Source organism: Marinobacter zhejiangensis (genome assembly GCF_900114775.1).
In the GTDB taxonomy this organism is placed as follows: Bacteria; Pseudomonadota; Gammaproteobacteria; order Pseudomonadales; family Oleiphilaceae; genus Marinobacter; species Marinobacter zhejiangensis.
Genome location: NZ_FOUE01000007.1, coordinates 1 through 17,573 on the forward strand (window position 1 = coordinate 1; position 17,573 = coordinate 17,573).

Below are 17,573 nucleotides of genomic sequence, written 5' to 3' on the forward strand. Positions count from 1 at the left end.
CCTTCCAAGATGAGATCTCCCTAAGGCCTCGAGCCTTCTTAAGAGCCGTTCAAGACCAGGACGTTGATAGGCTGGGTGTGTAAGCGCTGTGAGGCGTTGAGCTAACCAGTACTAATTGCTCGTGCGGCTTGACTATATAACACCCAAGACAATTGCGGATAACGCGAAATCGCTAAACTCTTTCTCATCCTTACCCAGTGATCATCAGTTTTGCCTGACGACCATAGCGGTCTGGAACCACCTGATCCCATCCCGAACTCAGAAGTGAAACAGTCCTGCGCCGATGGTAGTGTGGCGTTGCCCATGTGAGAGTAGGTCATCGTCAGGCTCTTAATACCGAAACCCCAGTACAGCAATGTACTGGGGTTTTTTATTTATGGTCGGAAAATGTGAGCGACACTACGGAGTGTGAGTCTCGATGCCCGCAGGACAGGCAAAGCAGAGCTTTGCCAGGGAACGAACGACCGGGGCGTCTCGCCCCGGGCCGGGAATCGTCTCCAGTGCGCAGCACTGGCTGTATGCCTCTCCTCCTGCCCCAATACAATCGCTATTCCCCAATCAGTGATATACTCCACGGGGAAAACCAGCCCAATAATTTCTGATGGAGTACGCCATGTCCGCAAAAGATCAATTGGTCATTTTTGACACCACGCTCAGGGATGGGGAGCAGAGCCCCGGTGCGACCATGACCAAGGCGGAAAAGCTGCGTATTGCCAAGGCCCTCGAAAAGCTTCGTGTCGATGTGATTGAGGCGGGCTTTGCCATTGCCAGTCAGGGCGACTTTGAAGCCGTGAAGAGCATTGCGGAAACAATCAAGGAATCAACGGTTTGCAGTCTCGCTCGGGCGCTGGACAACGATATTGACCGGGCGGCAGAGGCGATTCGGCCTGCAGCAAAAGGCAGGATTCATACCTTTATCGCGACCTCACCGATCCATATGAAACATAAGCTTCAGATGGAGCCGGATGAAGTGATTGCGCAGGCTGTGAGGGCGGTCACCAGGGCTCGAGGCCACGTTGATGACGTCGAGTTTTCCTGTGAAGATGCAGGGCGTTCCGAACTCGATTTCCTGTGTCGTATCATTGAAGCGGCCATTGATGCGGGCGCTCGTACAATCAATATTCCAGACACAGTGGGCTACGCCATTCCAGAGCAGTTTGGTGAAACCATTCATCAGCTCCTCAATAGAATCCCAAATGCTGACAAGGCGGTGTTCTCAGTCCATTGCCATAACGACCTTGGGTTGGCTGTTGCAAACTCTCTGGCAGCCGTGACCGCCGGTGCACGGCAGGTCGAATGCACAATCAACGGGCTGGGTGAGCGTGCCGGTAATGCCTCTCTTGAAGAAATCGTCATGGCGGTTCGTACCCGCCAGGATCTCTTCAACGTCGATACTCGTATCGATACCCAGCATATTGTGCCTGCGTCACGTCTGGTCTCTACCATTACCGGTTTCCCTGTTCAGCCTAACAAAGCGATCGTCGGTGCAAACGCCTTCGCACACGAGTCTGGAATCCACCAGGACGGTGTTCTCAAGCACCGGGAAACCTATGAAATTATGTGCGCTCAGGATGTTGGCTGGCATACCAACAGCCTGGTATTGGGGAAACATTCTGGTCGGAACGCCTTCCGTACCCGTTTGCAGGAACTGGGTATTCAGTTCGAGACTGAGTCTGAACTGAACGAAGCCTTTACCCGCTTTAAGGCGCTGGCTGACCTTAAGCACGAAATCTTTGACGAAGACCTTCAGGCGATCGCGAGCGATACCCATCAAAGCGATGAAGAAGGATTCTATGAGCTGGTTTGCATGCAGGTATGTTCGGAAACCGGTGTCGTTCCCAAGGCTAGTCTGACGCTGAAGGTGGAAGGGCGGGAGCACAAGGTTGAAGCCGAGGGCAGCGGCCCGGTTGATGCAACGTTCAAGGCGATTGAGTCGTTGGTTGATTCCGGTTGTAACTTGCAGCTGTATTCGGTGAACAACATCACCAGTGGAACGGATGCGCAGGGCGAAGTGACTGTCCGGCTGGAGCGCGGCGGTCGTATCGTCAATGGCGTGGGAGCAGACACCGACATCATTATCGCCTCTGCCAAGGCCTATATTGAGGCTTTAAACCTGATCAGCCGTGGTGGGACTCGTCAGCATCCTCAGGGAGCCGATGTCTGAATGAGAAAGGCGCGCGGTTAGATCGTTGATGGCGATGCTTAACGAAGCAGGCAGGCAATTCTATCTTGCGCAGGCGGGCATCCGGCTGTGGTATGCCCGTGCGCCTTTGCCTGGTGCCGCCCCGAGCCCGGACTTTGATTTTTCCGAACCCGAGCCCGAAGCCGTTAGTCCACAAGCTTCGGTGGAACCTGCTGCGTCGTTGCGTAGTGGGAATGTGGATCGAGCCAACCGTCTTGCGAGGATTCAGGGGCTGATGTCAGGTGAGCCCCAGCCCTCTTCCGGGCAGGGGGTGGCAGCGGAGCCCGAGGCGAAACCGGGCCCCATTCAAAAGGTGCCGTCGTCGAAGGCAGAGCTGCCTGATGAGATTACTAATGAGGCGGTGGCCCTGGCCGTCGAGTCTGAGGTGGCAGATGCCCGTCAGGTACTGCACGCCCATTGGGGGTTTTGGATCGGTGATCGCGTTATGTTGGTCAGCGCCCTTAATGATGAAGCCAGCTTCCAATTGCAGGAATCACTCGCCAAAAATATCCTGAGGGCGCTTAATCAGCCGGATGTGAAAGGGTTCCGCATTCAGTGGCCGGTGTTCAACAATACCTTGGTGCCGGGAAATGACCGTTCCGGTTTCTGTCGTGTTGTGGCAGATGAGTGCCGCGGCTACGCTGGTCGCGAAACAGTGTTGTTGGGCCTTGCTCCTGAGCTGTCAGGCGATGATCGAGATAGCTTGCTGAAAGTCATACCGGGTAAACCGTTTGTCGACTTCGGTTCGTCCTTGGCTGCGTTGTCGACCGATCCTGCCGGTAAACGGGAGCTGTGGGCCCAACTCCGAGACTTTCGGGGGCGGGTTCGGTGAGCGCCAGAGCCTATCGGCGCACACTTGAGGCGGGCCTTATTATACGCCCGCTTACCGAGCGTGATCTTGATGCGGTTATTGAGATCGAGTGCCTCAGCTATTCGCACCCTTGGAATGAGGGTGTCTTCCAAGACTGCTTTCACTCCAACTATCGCCTGTGGGCGTTGGAAGAAGGGGGAGAGCTTAATGGCTATGCCATAGTTTCCTACCAGTTTGATGAGGCGCACTTATTGAATCTCTGTGTGTCGCCAGTGAATACGGGGCGCGGCCTGGGGCGTCGGCTGCTGAGGCATGTTTTGGCGACGTCGGCTGGTGACGGCATGGTGGCGGTCATATTGGAGGTTCGCGAAAGCAACCAGCCGGCAGCGGCGCTCTACCTGGGTGAAGGCTTTCGGGAAATCGGGCGGCGTCCTGGCTATTACCCGTCCGCCGCCGGTCGTGAGGACGCCCGGGTTATGTCCCTGTCACTGACGCAATCCTGAGTTAGCGTCAGGCCCGCGGCCACTCTATAATACCGCGCTTCTAGCGCTCCACTTATCCGATACCGAATCAGGTCGTTTAGCTCTATGTCTACACTTGCCCAGGAAGTTGCCAACCGCCGCACCTTTGCCATCATCTCTCACCCGGATGCTGGTAAGACCACGATCACCGAAAAGGTTCTGCTGTTTGGTCAGGCGCTGCAGAAAGCGGGTACCGTCAAAGGCAAGAAATCCGGTCAGCACGCCAAGTCAGACTGGATGGAAATGGAGAAGGAGCGGGGGATCTCCGTCACCACGTCAGTTATGCAGTTCCCTTACGCAGACCGTTTGGTAAACCTGCTTGATACACCGGGTCACGAAGACTTTTCAGAGGACACTTACCGAACGCTGACAGCGGTAGACTCCTGCCTGATGGTGATTGACAGCGCCAAGGGTGTAGAGGAAAGGACGATCAAACTGATGGAGGTGACCCGGCTCCGGGATACCCCGATTCTGACCTTCATGAACAAGCTCGATCGTGACACCCGCGATCCCATCGAATTGATGGATGAGGTTGAAGAGGTGCTCAATATCGCTTGTGCCCCGATCACCTGGCCGATCGGTATGGGGAAGGGCTTCAAGGGCGTTTATCACCTGTTGAGGGATGAGGTCATTCTCTATCAGAGTGGTCAGGGGCATACCATTCAGGAGAAGCGTGTTGTCAGCGGTCTTGATAATCCCGAGCTGGATGAGTGTCTGGGGAGTATGGCCGGCGACCTCCGTGATGAGATCGAATTGGTTAAGGGGGCGTCCCATGAATTCGATTTGGAGGCGTTCCTGGCTGGCGAACTCACGCCGGTCTTTTTCGGTACTGCCCTGGGGAACTTCGGGGTGGACCATATGCTGGATGGCCTGGTTGAGTGGGCGCCGACGCCACAGGCTCGCGACACCGATACCCGCAGCGTGAATCCCACTGAAGATGGCTTTTCGGGGTTTGTGTTCAAGATCCAGGCCAATATGGATCCACAGCATCGTGATCGAATTGCCTTCCTTCGTATCGTCTCTGGCAAATACAGTCAGGGAATGAAGGCGCGCCATGTCCGGATTGGCAAAGACGTGCGGTTCGCCGATGCGCTGACGTTTATGGCTGGTGACCGCTCCCATGCCGATGAAGCCTACGCTGGCGATATCATTGGTCTTCATAACCACGGCACGATCCAGTTGGGGGATACCTTTACCGCGGGTGAAGATATGAAGTTCACCGGCATTCCTAACTTTGCTCCAGAGCTGTTCCGGCGCATTCGTCTGAAAGACCCGTTGAAGGCAAAGCAGTTGCAGAAGGGGTTGGTCCAGCTGTCTGAAGAAGGGGCGGTTCAGGTGTTCCGGCCAATGAAGAACAACGATCTGATCGTTGGCGCGGTCGGGGTGCTGCAGTTTGATGTGGTCGTGGCTCGCCTTAAGAGTGAATATAAAGTTGAGGCGGTCTATGAGCCGATCAACGTGGCAACGGCCCGCTGGGTGACGTCTGACGATGCCAAGGCGCTGGATGAGTTCAAGCGCAAAGCGAATGATTTTGTGGCTCTCGATGGCGCTGATCAGTTGACCTACATTGCGCCAACAATGGTTAACCTTCAGTTGGCGGAAGAGCGCTACCCAGACGTCAAGTTCCATAAGACCCGGGAACATTGATGGGGGTAGCCCATGGAGCTGGTGGATGCCCATTGCCATTTCGACTTCCCCCAGTTTGATGGGCGGCGCCAGGCCATACTGGATGAATTGGGAAGACTTGGGGTCGGCCGAGTGGTTATTCCCGGCGTTCGGCGTGCGGATTGGTCGCGGGTAACTGAGACCGCGGCGCTATCCCGGGATCTATACTATTGTCTCGGGATTCATCCGTGGTTTGTTGGCGAGCATGATGAACGCGACCTCGAAGCACTGCGCAGCATGTTGGCTGAGGGGCAGGGGCGCTGTGTGGCGCTGGGAGAGTGTGGGCTGGACCGGTTGCGGGGAAGCCTGCAGGAGCAGCTTCCCTGGTTTGAGCGTCAGGTTGCTATTGCAAGCGAGCTGGGAATGCCGTTGGTCGTTCACTCGGTTCGGGCGCACGATCAGGTTGCTGCGGTTATTCGTCGATTGAAGCCGGGGGTCCCCATGTTGATTCATGGCTTTTCGGGGAGTGTTGAACAGGCGAAGATGTTTGCGTCTTTGGGTTGCTCAATTGGGGTTGGAGGAGTGATTACCCATGAGCGGGCGCGAAAGACCCGGCAGGCCGTAGCGGAATTGCCACTGGGCCTTCTGGTGCTGGAAACCGACGCGCCCGACATGTCCCCGCAAGGTGTCGAGAAGGGAATGAACTCGCCGGTGTACCTGCCCAGAATTCTTGAGTGCCTGGCGTCACTGCGGACAGAGTCGGTGCCGGAGCTGGCGCAAGCATTGACAGCAAATGCCCGAACACTGTTTCGCTGGGATAAGGGATGCTCGAAATAGCCGGCCTCAGGGTTGGCATTGAAAGGTAGTTCAGATATACTTCGCGCCCTGGCTTTTCAAGGCGATGACATTATCTCAGCCCCGAATGATGTCTCTGCCTACTAAATTTTAGGTAAAAAGCTGTCTGGCGACCTCTTCCCAAGGTTACTGGGCGGTTTTCAACGTTACTTTATAGCGTTCAAGGCGGAATCAATGAAGACTCTGAGTGCGAAACCAGAAACAGTAAAGCGTGACTGGTACGTTGTAGACGCAGCCGGCAAGACGCTGGGTCGTCTGTCAACCGAGATCGCCCGTCGTCTGCGGGGCAAGCATAAGGCTGAGTATACCCCTCACGTGGACACTGGCGATTACATCGTTGTTATCAACGCCAGTCAGGTGCGGGTAACAGGTCGTAAGCCATCTGACAAGATGTACTACAGCCATACCGGCTTTCCGGGTGGAATCAAGTCCATCAGCTTCGAGAAGCTGGTTGACAAGGCGCCTGAGCAAATTATCCAGAAGTCCGTTAAAGGCATGCTGCCGAAAGGACCACTGGGTCGTGCCATGTTCCAAAAGCTGAAAGTCTATGCCGGCGCTGAGCATCCTCACGCAGCCCAGCAGCCCAAAGAACTCGACATTTAACGGAAGGCGGATATGTCTGTAGCACAAAATTACGGTACTGGTCGCCGCAAGACATCCACGGCTCGGGTTTTTATCAAGCCGGGAAGCGGTAACATCTCTATCAATGGTCGCTCCATTGAAGAATTCTTTGGTCGCGAGACTCTGCGGATGATCGTGCGTCAGCCGCTGGTTGTCGCTGAGTCCACCGATCGTTTTGACATCACCATCACTGTTAAGGGTGGTGGCATCAGTGGTCAGGCTGGCGCGATTCGCCACGGTCTGACTCGTGCTCTGATGGAATATGACGAAACTCTGCGTCCGGCTCTGCGTCAGGCGGGTTATGTTACCCGTGATGCTCGTAAGGTTGAGCGTAAGAAAGTTGGTCTGCGTAAGGCGCGTAAGCGTCCGCAATACTCCAAGCGTTAATCACGCTGGACGTGGACCCCAAAAAACCCGGCTTTATGCCGGGTTTTTTGTTTGTACATTTGCTTCAGGTCATGAAGTTGCCCTCTAAGGCCTTGCGGCCGAAGCCTTTGCGACTTGTAAGGATGAGGCAATTTCATTACCATTTGTGCGCTTATAATTTTGGGTCGTGAAGTCCTTTTCGAAGCGCAACTGTCGGCTTGACGGGCTGCGCCTCGCCTGATGGGAGAAAACCATAATGAGTAATGGCGACGTAAGCCAAGGCCGGCGCCGGTTTCTGATCGGTGCAACGTCGGTGGTGGGTGGTGTCGGCGCCGTCGGTGCGGCTGTTCCTTTCGTGGCATCCTGGAATCCCAGTGCTAAAGCGGAAGCGGCAGGTGCTCCGGTCACCGTCAATGTCAGCAAATTGGAACCCGGTCAGCAGATCACCGTGGAGTGGCGAGGCAAGCCTGTATGGCTGATTCGTCGCACCGATGAAATGGTCGCGGGCCTGGCTGAGATGAATGAGCGGGTGAAAGACCCCAACTCAGAAGAAGCATCGCAGCAACCTGCGTACATCACAGGTGATACTCGCTCCATTAAGCCGGAGCTGGTTGTCCTTGTGGGTATCTGTACGCACCTGGGCTGTGTGCCGAGCTATCGCCCGGATGTGGCGCCGGAAGATCTGGGTGCAGATTGGCTGGGTGGCATGTTCTGTCCTTGCCACGGTTCCAAGTACGACCTGTCCGGACGGGTCTACAAGAGTCAGCCGGCTCCGCTGAACCTGGAAGTTCCCCCCTATCGTTACGATAACGACTCAACGATTACCGTTGGGCTCGATCCGGAGGCCGCGTAATGCAAAAGCTGATTCAGTGGATTGATGCTCGTCTGCCCATCGTAGAAGCCTACGAAAAGCACATGAGCAAGTACTACGCGCCAAAGAACTTCAATATGTGGTATTTCTTTGGTTCTCTGGCCATGCTCGTTCTGGTTAACCAGTTGGTGACCGGTATCTGGCTGACCATGAGCTACAATCCTTCTGCCGAGGGTGCGTTTGCCTCTGTTGAATACATCATGCGTGATGTCCAGTGGGGCTGGTTGTTGCGTTACCTGCACTCCACCGGTGCGTCTGCGTTCTTCGTTGTGGTCTACCTCCACATGTTCCGTGGCATCATGTACGGTTCCTACCAGAAACCGCGGGAGCTGATCTGGATCTTCGGTATGCTGATTTACCTGGCGCTGATGGCTGAAGCGTTCATGGGCTACCTGCTGCCTTGGGGTCAGATGTCATACTGGGGCGCCCAGGTTATTGTTAACCTGTTCGGGGCTATCCCGGTTATTGGTGAAGACCTGTCTCTGTGGATTCGTGGTGATTACCTGATTTCAGGTATTACCCTGAACCGTTTCTTCGCCCTGCACGTTATCGCACTGCCAATTGTTCTGCTGGGGCTGGTGGTACTTCACCTGCTGGCGCTGCACGAAGTGGGTTCCAACAACCCGCAAGGTGTCGACATCAAAAAGGTCAAAGACGAAAACGGCATTCCGAAAGATGGGATCCCGTTCCACCCGTACTATACCGTTCACGACTTGCTGGGTGTTGGTGTCTTCCTGTTCGTGTTCTGTATCGTAGTGTTCTACTTCCCGGAAATGGGTGGCCTGTTCCTTGAGAAGCCTAACTTCGAGCCGGCGAACAGCCTGAAAACCCCCGCGCACATTGCGCCGGTCTGGTACTTCACGCCGTTTTACGCAATGCTCCGTGCAGTAACCGTTGACCTGTTTGGTCTGCCTGCAAAGTTCTGGGGTGTGGTTGTCATGGGTGGTGCTATTGCGATCCTGTTCGTCCTGCCATGGTTGGATCGTAGCCCGGTTAAATCTATCCGTTACAAGGGATGGATGAGCAAGATTGCCCTTGCGATCTTTGTGGTCAGCTTCGTCATTCTGGGTTACCTGGGCATCGTTCCGGCAACTGAAGGTCGTACCACTGTCGCCCAGATCCTGACGACTCTGTACTTCCTGTACTTCATTTTGATGCCGTTCTATACCCGCATTGAAAAAACCAAGCCAGTACCAGAGAGGGTTTCAGGATAATGAGAAAGCTGATTGTTGGTCTTTTCTTGACACTCCTGCCAGCCCTTGGGCTGGCTGCCGGTGGCGCCGTGCCTCTGGACCATATGGAGCCGGATCACACCAATAAGGAGTCCCTCCAGCGCGGTGCGGCCCTGTTCACCAACTACTGCATGGGCTGTCACTCCGCAGAGTATGCCCGTTATAAGCGTGTAGCGGATGACATCGGCGTGCCAGCGCCTCTTTATGAAGAGAACCTGATTTTCACCGGTGCCAAGATCGGTGAGTTGATGCATATCTCTATGGACAAGGCTCAGGCGGCTACCTGGTTTGGTAATACACCTCCTGACCTCACTCTTGAGTCGCGTCTGCGCGGGGAAAGCTGGATCTACTCCTACCTCCGCGGGTTCTACAAAGACGAGGCTCGTCCCCTGGGCGTAAACAACGTGGTATTCCCTAATGTTGGTATGCCGCATGTGTTCGTTCAGCAGCAAGGTCTGTGTGCGGTTCCGCCTGCCATTGGGCATGCGCCGAACATCGACCCGCTGAGTGGTACCCTGCGGGACGGCGATGTTTGTACTGAGTGGGCTCTGGAAGGCGAGTTGAGTTCTGCTGAGTATGATCGTCTTGCCTACGATCTGACCAACTTCCTGTCGTACATGGGAGATCCGGTCAAGGTCGAGCGTGAGCGCCTGGGTATCTATGTACTCATCTTTATCGCTATCTTCTTCGTGTTCGCTTACCTGCTCAATCGTGAGTACTGGAAAGACGTACACTAAGAATTCGGGTATAATCCGAGCGCTTTAACTCCAGCGGGTCACGTTTTGTGATCCGCTGGATTTTTGCGTTTCAGGATCCATTCGGTTTGTTTAAACGTGAGGTAACTCTATGGGCGTTGTGACCAAGCGGTCATCAATGACATTTTTCTCTGACCCAGCTAGCCACTACAGCCACAGGGTGCGGATTGTTCTGGCAGAGAAAGGCGTTACAGTGGATATCGTTGATGTCGATCCAGAAAATCCCCCCGAGGAGCTGGCTGACCTGAATCCGTACAACGCGCTCCCAACGCTTGTCGATCGTGATCTGGTTCTGTACGAGCCGAATATCATGATGGAGTACCTGGACGAGCGCTTCCCGCATCCACCTCTGTTGCCGGTATATCCTGTAGCTCGGGCCAACAGCCGGTTGATGATCCACCGCATCCAGAAGGACTGGTGTGCGCTGGTTGATCAAATCTTGGAGCAGCCGACAGGTAAGGCTGCGGATGCGGCCCGGAAGGAGTTGCGTGAAAGTCTGTTGGCTACCGCGCCGCTGTTCGGCGAAATGCCGTATTTCCTGTCTGAAGAATTCACCATTGTGGATTGCTGTATTGCGCCGATCCTTTGGCGTTTGCCGGCACTGGGAATTGAGCTGTCCGATAAGCAGGCCAAGCCTGTGCTGAAGTACATGGATCGGATTTTTGCCCGTGATAGCTTCAAGGCCAGCCTGTCTGATCTGGAAGAAGATATTCGCAACTGATTTCCGGTTAAGGCCGGGTGCCGGGGGAATGCGTGGCTGAGAATAACGTCAGAATGATGTCCAGTCGTCCTTACTTGGTAAGGGCTTTTAACGAGTGGATTCTGGATAACGATTGCACGCCATATATTGTTGTTGATGCGGGCGTTCAGGGCGTTCAGGTTCCAACAGAGCACGTTGCCAATGGGCAGATTGTTCTGAATATCAGTCCTTCGGCGGTAAAGGGGCTGGTTGTTGGTAACTCTGCGCTTGAGTTCAGCGCACGCTTTGGTGGCGTCCCTATGCAGGTGTTTATCCCGTTGCAGGCGGTAACTGCGATATATGCCAAGGAGAATGGCGAAGGGATGGCGTTTGGCAGTGAGCCTGGGGCTCCAGACCCGGATGGCTCGGGGGACGAGCCTTCCGGAAAAGGAGGCGTGGAGCGCCCCAGTGGCCGGCCGACCCTCAAGGTTGTGAAGTAGTGTAAAGCCAGCGTAAGCTGGCTTTTTTTATGCGCCAAACAGTTTGTTGTCGATTAATGCGCAAAGTGCGTTGAGGATAACCAGCATCAGTGGGCTGGCTTCGTTTGAGGCGAGGTTATGAAGCGTGATCTCATGATCTTCCGGATGGAGTAGTGAGGTGATGTCCGTCTTCTCCTTGGCGCTAAGTACAACGATGCGCATTTCCCGGTCATGGGCTGCCTGGATCGCCTGGATCAAATTGGCCTTGTGGCCGTCGTCCACGAAGACCATCAGCAGGTCATGGGGTTTGCCGACCGCCCGTACTTGTCTGGAAAAGGTGTCGTTGAAGCGGTTGTCGCGACAGATGGCGGAGTAGGTGGTGGCATCAGCGCCGAGATTTATGGCGGGCAATGCGGGGCGGTCCTGATCAAAGCGATTCAGCAGAGCGGTGCAGAAGTACTGGGCCAGGATGTTGGCGCTGCCATTGGCGCAGGTAATGATTTTCCCGTCTGCCAGTAGGGTCTCCACTACGGCATCAGCGGAGTGGATAATGGCTTCGCCGGTATCGCTGGCAGCCTGGGCAGTTTGTTCCATATGGCTGGCAAACCAGCCGTTGATCAAGCTGTAAGCATCGTTCATGTTTAGCCTTGAATTGCGTTCTTAATCCACTGAATGTCGTATCTCGCCCACCGCCCTGGAGACATGGCAATGACGTCAATCCGGGCTTCGCAGTCCCACTTCCCATGGCGGTGGAGGTAATACTCTACAGCCCGTAGCAGTCGTCGCTGCTTTTGGTAGCCAATGGATTCTGCGGGTCCGGTAAGTGCCCCGTTGCCTCGAAAGCGCACTTCGAAGAACACTAGGGTGGGGCCGTCCTGGCCAATCAAATCTATCTCGCCGCCACGGCTGTAGACGTTGCGTTCCAGAATCTTGACGCCGCGGCGGGCGAGGTACCTGGCGGCAACCAGTTCGGCCTGGTCGCCGACCAATTTTTTACTATTCATGCCGTCCTTGGCCTGCAGGGTTGGGTTGTCGGTTATGGGGTTGGTGGCGAGACTTCCCCGGCGCTGCCGTTCCCATTCGTTGGCTCAGGCACGTCTGCTAAATGTGTCGGTGTGCCGTTCTGGAATAATGCCCATTGCTGCTGGCGCTGGACTTTTCCGTCGGGCGTCATGGTCAGGCGTCCTGTTTGTCCGTCCAGCGCGGCATCATCCACTTGCTGAAGGAGCGTCAGGCGGTTGCCGATTTGGTAGGCGTCAGCGCCCATGGCGAACAGTCGCCCCAGTTGGCCGCCGATGGCGCCGAAGGCTGCCAGCGCGTCGTCCCTGAATTCGTTTTCTTCGCCAAGAATCCAGGGGATATCCGTGAAGCGAACGCCGTTCAGGTCTCGATCCCGGTTCGGGGCTGGGTCGCCTTCATAGACCAGAGAAGGGGAGTACACCGGCAGGTCGCCGCCGAAGTAAAACGCGAACATCGGCTTGAATTGGCGGGCAATGGTTGGCGGTGCGACCATGACGATGGCGTCGGCATCCTGGCGTCGTCGCGGTTCGAACTCGACGTTCAGACCAATAGTGCGCTCGACATCAATGGCTCGTTGTCTTGACGCCTCAATTCCCAGTAAGCCGGCGCTGACGGTGCGCAGGTTTTCGGCGTTCAGGAATCGAACGCTGTCGAGGACCTTTCCGTTGTTCTCGGCCAACGCATTGTCCAGAGCTTGTTCGAAGCGGCTGCCCCAGTCTCCATCCGGGAACAGGGCCAGAACCTGGTCCCGGTTTTCGGAATGCAGTCGTTCGGCGATCTGGCGGGCCTCATCCTCGGCGGCGAGGCCGAATTGATAGAATTGAGCCGGGACAGAACTGTTCTCCGGTAGATAGTTCAGTGCCAGAACCGGTACTGGGAGCGGTGCGTGCTGCGTGAGTTCAGCCAGGGACTCTTTTCGAAGCGGTCCGACAATCAGGTCAGGTTCTGTTGCAAGGATTTTCTGGTAAAGCTCTTCAAACGCGGTGTCGTTGGTATCGAACATCGTGATGTTGATGTCGAGTTCTGCCGTGCTTTCATCTTGATAGAAGGCGGATAGGAATCCGTCCCGAATGGCTTCGCCTGCCTTTGCTAATGGCCCGCTCAGCGGGAGGGCGAGGGCGATGGACTCCGGGCGCTGTCGCGCCAGAGTAGTGATCAGCAGGAGCTCGCTCGGCAGTGTGGAAGCGGCTGGGTGGCTGGTCCAGTTATACTGCCAGTCTCTAATTTTCCGGCCTTGGCTGTCGAGGGTTGCGCCAGGCTCCCGCATGATGGCCGCCAGTTCGACCCAGCCCTGAGGGGTGTAGCCGACCAGCCGCTGGGCTTCGCCCGAGAGTGTTGTGTCCGACGTTTGTTTGAGCGCCTGCCAGATTTGGTCCTGAGTCGCCTGCACGTCCGTGGTGATGCCTGCATCGACCATCGCCATCAGTGTTAGTGCGGCATCCAGTGGGCGTTGGGCCAGCAGGTAGGTGGATGCTTGCAAGTCTCCGGCCCGGCTTACCAGCTCACCCTGGTAATTCTGAAACTGGCTGGGGGCGAGCCTGTCAGCGAGTTGCTCTGCCCACGGGCTGTCCTTGAGTTCAACGGCGCTGGCCATGGCTAGCAACAGGTACTGGTCGAGCAACTGTGGGTTCGGGGACGAGAGCGAGGGGCTTTTCAGGATCTGGCGAGCTGCCGAGTGGTTGCCTGCCTCTTGAAAGTTGCTGGCACTTCGCAGCAGGTAGCTTTGCGCCACCATCGGGTCGTTTTCGTCTGCGGCCAACGACACGGCTTCCGATGCAGAAAGCGGCGTGTGGGTTTCCAGGTTGATGGAGGTGCATCCCCCTAGCACTGACGCGGCCAGCAAGGCGGCAACCAGCGGCGAATTCTGCAGTTTTTTAGTCATGTCTCGCTCGTACAGCTCCGGGCGTTGGGCTTGTGGCGCCGTATAATCGGCGGCATCATGCTTGGGTGGTACGGTAAGCAGTTCTGGCCCGCAAGTTTACCAGCTCCCGGGGCATTTCACATGACGTTGCCGTCATTCACTTCAATTCTTGAGGGGTAAGCTGTGAATTCTGAAATAGCCAGGTCTGATGTTGGCGGTGGTGTGTTGTATATCGTTGCGACACCTATCGGTAACCTGGAGGACATAACCGCCCGGGCTGAGCGAGTACTGGCGAGTGTCGATTTCATCGCCGCAGAGGATACCCGCCACAGTGGTAGGCTTTTGCAGGCATTGGCCATACGCCGGCCGCTTGTGGCCCTGCATGATCATAATGAGCGGGAAAGAGCGGCGTCTGTACTCGACCGTATCGTGGCGGGTGAAAGTGCGGCCCTGATCTCCGATGCAGGTACGCCCCTGATTTCCGACCCCGGCTACATCCTGGTGCGTCAGGCCCGGGAGCGGGGGGTTCGAGTGGTGCCGGTTCCTGGTGTCAGCGCGTTGACTTCGGCCTTGAGTGTGGCGGGGCTGCCGACGGACCGGTTTACCTTTATCGGGTTCCTCCCGGCAAAGCGGAGTGGTCGCCAGGCGGCGCTGGACAGTCTGAAGCATGACGTGGCGACACTGGTGTTCTATGAGTCGCCCCATCGGATTGTCGATATGATCGAAGATGTTGTTGCTGTTTTTGGTGAGCATCGCGAGGTGGCAATTACCCGGGAGTTGACCAAAACCTTTGAATCCTTCTATGGCGGCGCGGCAGCTGGCGTTTTGGATCAGTTGCAGGCAGACCCCAATGCGACCAAGGGAGAGTTCGTGGTGATGGTTCAGGGTGCGCAGCCCCGGTCTGAGGAGCAGCCCGGCGTGGATGTGGACAAAATGCTTCGCTTGCTCTGTCAGGAGCTGCCGGTGAAGAAGGCGGCCCGGATAGGCGCTGAGTTGACCGGCGTATCCCGGAACGACCTCTACCAGCGCGCGTTGGCGTTGAAGGACGAATGAGCTTGGCTGAAAGGCCAGGTGCAGCGGTTTCCCGCGGCGTGCGAGGTGATTTGTGCTTGCGCCGATTCGAGCAGGGGCGTATCGTCTCGCCCTGAGCTCGCCAGACAGTCGCCGCCAGTCATGCTGGGGGAGGAAAGTCCGGGCTCCATAGGGCAAGGTGCCAGGTAACGCCTGGGCGGCGCGAGTCGACGGAAAGTGCAACAGAAAGTATACCGCCTAAGTGCCTCCGGGCGCCGGTAAGGTTGAAATGGTGCGGTAAGAGCGCACCGCGTGACTGGCAACAGTTCACGGCGATGGTAAACCCCACCTGGAGCAAGACCAAATAGGAGTCCAATGGCGTGGCCCGCGCTGGACTCGGGTAGGTTGCTTGAGGCCTGTGGTGACGCAGGCCCTAGATGAATGACTGTCCACGACAGAACCCGGCTTACCGGCGAGCTCACTTATTTCCCTCTTGATGTGAATCTGTTCGCTACAGGTTCCTTTCCTGATATAGCCAAATATTCTTAAACCTCAGTTTTCATCTTTACTTTTGGGTGCAGGTGATTGATTTGGCTATTTTTCTTCCTCTGTATCTGCGCTCTCTTCTCTCGGAATCTCCGTAACTCACTGTCATTAAAGAAACTTTTGTAGGTGCGTAGTCCCTGGCGGCGCTTGCATTGTGTTTGGTGTGTTTCTATAGTGTGCGAAAGTGGGTAAAAGTGGGTTGTTGTGGTTTTTTGTGGTGCTTGGTTGTGCCGCGGTGGGGAAAAGGGGGGAAGTCCTTTTTTTTCCAAAAAAAACGCAACAACGCGGGCAATTCGACGAAATCAGCCGCAGAGCGGGATAGATGAGCAACTTTCGTGGCAATAACGCCATCAACATGGATGCGAAGGGTCGCCTGGCGATCCCTGCCAAGGTGCGCGAGGATCTCGCGGACCTGTGTGGCGGCCGCATTGTGTTGACGGCCAGCGCGAACAGAGATGAGCGTTGCTTGCTGATCTACCCGGAGCCCCAATGGGAGGCGATCGAAGCCCAGATCAATAGGTTGCCGACGATGAAAAAGTCGGTTCGCCGATTGCAGCGCATCATGCTTGGTTATGCCACGCCTCTGGAACTGGACGGTGCGGGTCGCGTGTTGGTGCCGCCAACGCTGCGAAGTTTTGCTGGCCTGGAGAAGCGGTTGATGCTGGTTGGTCAGGGTAAAAAGTTTGAACTGTGGGATGAAACTCGGTGGCTCGAATTGGTTGATGATTTTGATGATGACGATGATATGCCACCTGAGATGGAGGCGTTGTCACTATGACCCCCCGGCGCGATAAGGAGTCGGATGGCCAGAAACTTCACCAGTCCGTGCTCCTTGATGCCGCGGTGGATTTTCTGGTCAGTGATTCCAATGGAAATTACATCGATTGCACCTTTGGGCGTGGAGGCCATAGCCGGCTGATTCTGGGGCGCCTGGGTGAGAACGGGCACCTGCTGGGCATCGATAAGGACCCGGAAGCGATCGGCTTTGCCAGTGAGCTGGCGGCTGAAGACGCACGTTTTTCCGTGTTTCATGGATCGTTTGCCGAATTGGCGCAAGCGGCGGATGAGCAAGGCTGGCCTGCGGTTGATGGTGTGCTGATGGACTTGGGGGTTTCTTCGCCTCAGCTTGATGATGCGACGCGAGGCTTCAGTTTCATGCGTCAGGGTCCGCTGGATATGCGGATGAATCCGCAGCAGGGCATGAGTGCAGCGGAGTGGCTGGCATCAGCGGATGAAAAGGATATAGCAGACGTCATCTGGCGCTACGGCGAGGAGCGTTTTTCTCGCCGGATTGCCAGGGCGATTATCGGTCGCCGAGAGGAGGAGCCTCTGGTCACCACCCGTGACCTCGCTGAGCTGGTCAGCTCTGCAGTTCCCAAGAAAGAAAAGCACAAGCATCCTGCCACCCGGACTTTCCAGGCGATCCGCATCTACATCAATCGGGAGCTGGAAGACCTGGAGGCGGGTCTGGAAGCGGCTGTTGAACGTTTGGCTGCGGGCGGCCGGCTGGTGGTGATCAGTTTTCACTCCCTGGAAGACCGGATCGTTAAGCGTTTTATGAGGGACCTGGCCCGAGGACCGCAACTGCCAAGAGGCCTGCCTGTTACCGCCAGCGAGGCTGAGTCTCAGTTTCGCCTTGTGGGTAAGGCGATCAAGGCGGATGTTGCGGAGGTCAGTGACAACGTTCGGGCCCGCAGCGCGGTCATGAGAGTTTTGGAACGCAGGGCTCAACACCAAGGGGAAGGAGCGTAAAATGGGAGCTGTAACCATCGAACGTCCCACCCGGACGACAAAACTGACTAAACAGTCGGTGCGGGCCGGGCTTGGTACTGCGTATCGCTTGTCCCGGAGAGTGTTTGCGGCACTGGGGCAGCGGGACGTCCTGATTACGGTTGTGCTGGTGGGCATCCTGATTGCGTCAGCGATCGGCGTGGTTTCGAGTGTGCATACCAACCGGGGGCTGTTCAACGAACTGTCCCAGTTGCAGGGTGAGCGGGACGGCTATCAGCGGGAGTGGAGTCAGCTTCTGCTGGAGCAGAGTGCGCTAAGTGCCCATGGGCGAATTGAACATCTGGCGGCGGAACAGCTGAATCTGGTGGTCCCCGGAAAACAGGATATTGTGCTGGTCCAGTTGCCGGCGCAAGTGAGTCAATAGACA

19 protein-coding genes, 2 rRNA genes and 1 other RNA gene are annotated in these 17,573 nt (G+C 56.1%); 19 read left to right on the forward strand and 3 right to left on the reverse strand.

From position 1 onward, the window contains the following. The 14 genes from BMZ67_RS17255 to BMZ67_RS17320 form a co-directional block, all read left to right on the forward strand. Positions 1–136, forward strand: a 23S ribosomal RNA gene (locus BMZ67_RS17255); the annotation flags it as partial. Positions 137–213: 77 nt separating this feature from the next. Further along, a 5S ribosomal RNA gene (rrf, locus tag BMZ67_RS17260) occupies positions 214–328 on the forward strand. A gap of 285 nt (positions 329–613) precedes the next feature. Further along, positions 614–2,164: a 2-isopropylmalate synthase gene (locus BMZ67_RS17265; protein ID WP_092026232.1), complete on the forward strand. Its 1,551-nt coding sequence runs from the start codon at positions 614–616 to the stop codon at positions 2,162–2,164. Positions 2,165–2,192: 28 nt separating this feature from the next. Beyond that, positions 2,193–3,014 (forward strand): hypothetical protein, encoded by an 822-nt coding sequence (locus BMZ67_RS17270; RefSeq protein WP_092026235.1) that lies wholly within the window; start codon positions 2,193–2,195, stop codon positions 3,012–3,014. Continuing rightward, the gene (gene rimI, locus BMZ67_RS17275) at positions 3,011–3,496 is read left to right on the forward strand and encodes a ribosomal protein S18-alanine N-acetyltransferase (protein WP_092026238.1); all 486 of its coding nucleotides are present in this window, start codon (positions 3,011–3,013) and stop codon (positions 3,494–3,496) included. The genes BMZ67_RS17270 and rimI overlap by 4 nt, the downstream gene beginning before the upstream one ends. Before the next feature lie 84 nt (positions 3,497–3,580). Next, on the forward strand, positions 3,581–5,161 hold the full coding sequence (gene prfC / locus BMZ67_RS17280) for a peptide chain release factor 3 (RefSeq protein WP_092026242.1): 1,581 nt from the start codon (positions 3,581–3,583) through the stop codon (positions 5,159–5,161). 12 nt (positions 5,162–5,173) lie between these two features. Further along, positions 5,174–5,956 carry a TatD family hydrolase gene (locus tag BMZ67_RS17285; protein ID WP_092026245.1) on the forward strand — a complete coding sequence of 261 codons (783 nt, stop codon included), beginning with the start codon at positions 5,174–5,176 and terminating at the stop codon, positions 5,954–5,956. 192 nt (positions 5,957–6,148) lie between these two features. Then, complete coding sequence (gene rplM / locus BMZ67_RS17290; protein WP_092026247.1) at positions 6,149–6,577, forward strand: 50S ribosomal protein L13; 429 nt, start codon at positions 6,149–6,151, stop codon at positions 6,575–6,577. A 12-nt stretch (positions 6,578–6,589) separates the two neighbouring features. Beyond that, positions 6,590–6,982, forward strand: coding sequence for a 30S ribosomal protein S9 (rpsI, locus tag BMZ67_RS17295; protein ID WP_092026250.1), 393 nt, complete (start codon positions 6,590–6,592; stop codon positions 6,980–6,982). Between the two features lie 235 nt (positions 6,983–7,217). Further along, positions 7,218–7,814, forward strand: coding sequence for a ubiquinol-cytochrome c reductase iron-sulfur subunit (gene petA / locus BMZ67_RS17300; RefSeq protein ID WP_092026253.1), 597 nt, complete (start codon positions 7,218–7,220; stop codon positions 7,812–7,814). Beyond that, the gene (locus BMZ67_RS17305) at positions 7,814–9,046 is read left to right on the forward strand and encodes a cytochrome b (RefSeq protein ID WP_092026256.1); all 1,233 of its coding nucleotides are present in this window, start codon (positions 7,814–7,816) and stop codon (positions 9,044–9,046) included. The genes petA and BMZ67_RS17305 overlap by 1 nt, the downstream gene beginning before the upstream one ends. Then, complete coding sequence (locus BMZ67_RS17310; protein WP_092026259.1) at positions 9,046–9,801, forward strand: cytochrome c1; 756 nt, start codon at positions 9,046–9,048, stop codon at positions 9,799–9,801. The genes BMZ67_RS17305 and BMZ67_RS17310 overlap by 1 nt, the downstream gene beginning before the upstream one ends. Positions 9,802–9,910: 109 nt before the next feature. Further along, a complete protein-coding gene (gene sspA, locus BMZ67_RS17315; protein ID WP_092026262.1) occupies positions 9,911–10,540 on the forward strand; it encodes a stringent starvation protein SspA in 630 nt (209 codons plus the stop codon). A gap of 53 nt (positions 10,541–10,593) precedes the next feature. Then, positions 10,594–10,998: a ClpXP protease specificity-enhancing factor gene (locus tag BMZ67_RS17320; RefSeq protein WP_092026265.1), complete on the forward strand. Its 405-nt coding sequence runs from the start codon at positions 10,594–10,596 to the stop codon at positions 10,996–10,998. Positions 10,999–11,025: 27 nt separating this feature from the next. On the opposite strand, the gene BMZ67_RS17325 is transcribed toward BMZ67_RS17320, so the two are convergent. The 3 genes from BMZ67_RS17325 to BMZ67_RS17335 are packed head-to-tail and all read right to left on the reverse strand — an operon-like array spanning position 11,026 to position 13,879. After that, the gene (locus BMZ67_RS17325) at positions 11,026–11,616 is read right to left on the reverse strand and encodes a D-sedoheptulose-7-phosphate isomerase (RefSeq protein WP_092026268.1); all 591 of its coding nucleotides are present in this window, start codon (positions 11,614–11,616) and stop codon (positions 11,026–11,028) included. Between the two features lie 2 nt (positions 11,617–11,618). Then, on the reverse strand, positions 11,619–11,981 hold the full coding sequence (locus BMZ67_RS17330; RefSeq protein WP_092026271.1) for a YraN family protein: 363 nt from the start codon (positions 11,979–11,981) through the stop codon (positions 11,619–11,621). A 32-nt stretch (positions 11,982–12,013) separates the two neighbouring features. Next, entirely contained in the window at positions 12,014–13,879 is a 1,866-nt protein-coding gene (locus tag BMZ67_RS17335) for a penicillin-binding protein activator (RefSeq protein WP_092026274.1), read from the reverse strand. A gap of 162 nt (positions 13,880–14,041) precedes the next feature. Here BMZ67_RS17335 and rsmI point away from each other — a divergent pair, with 162 nt between their 5' ends. From rsmI to ftsL, 5 genes are all read left to right on the forward strand, one after another. Beyond that, positions 14,042–14,911: a 16S rRNA (cytidine(1402)-2'-O)-methyltransferase gene (rsmI, locus tag BMZ67_RS17340; protein WP_092026277.1), complete on the forward strand. Its 870-nt coding sequence runs from the start codon at positions 14,042–14,044 to the stop codon at positions 14,909–14,911. A 92-nt stretch (positions 14,912–15,003) separates the two neighbouring features. Beyond that, positions 15,004–15,354: RNase P RNA component class A (rnpB, locus tag BMZ67_RS17345), an RNA gene on the forward strand. Between the two features lie 383 nt (positions 15,355–15,737). Beyond that, positions 15,738–16,193 carry a division/cell wall cluster transcriptional repressor MraZ gene (gene mraZ / locus BMZ67_RS17350; protein WP_092026280.1) on the forward strand — a complete coding sequence of 152 codons (456 nt, stop codon included), beginning with the start codon at positions 15,738–15,740 and terminating at the stop codon, positions 16,191–16,193. Beyond that, positions 16,190–17,167, forward strand: coding sequence for a 16S rRNA (cytosine(1402)-N(4))-methyltransferase RsmH (gene rsmH, locus BMZ67_RS17355; RefSeq protein WP_092026282.1), 978 nt, complete (start codon positions 16,190–16,192; stop codon positions 17,165–17,167). Before mraZ ends, rsmH begins: the two co-directional genes overlap by 4 nt. A gap of 1 nt (position 17,168) precedes the next feature. Then, positions 17,169–17,570, forward strand: a complete 402-nt coding sequence (ftsL, locus tag BMZ67_RS17360) for a cell division protein FtsL (RefSeq protein WP_092026285.1) — start codon at positions 17,169–17,171, stop codon at positions 17,568–17,570. The last annotated feature ends 3 nt before the right edge of the window (positions 17,571–17,573 follow it).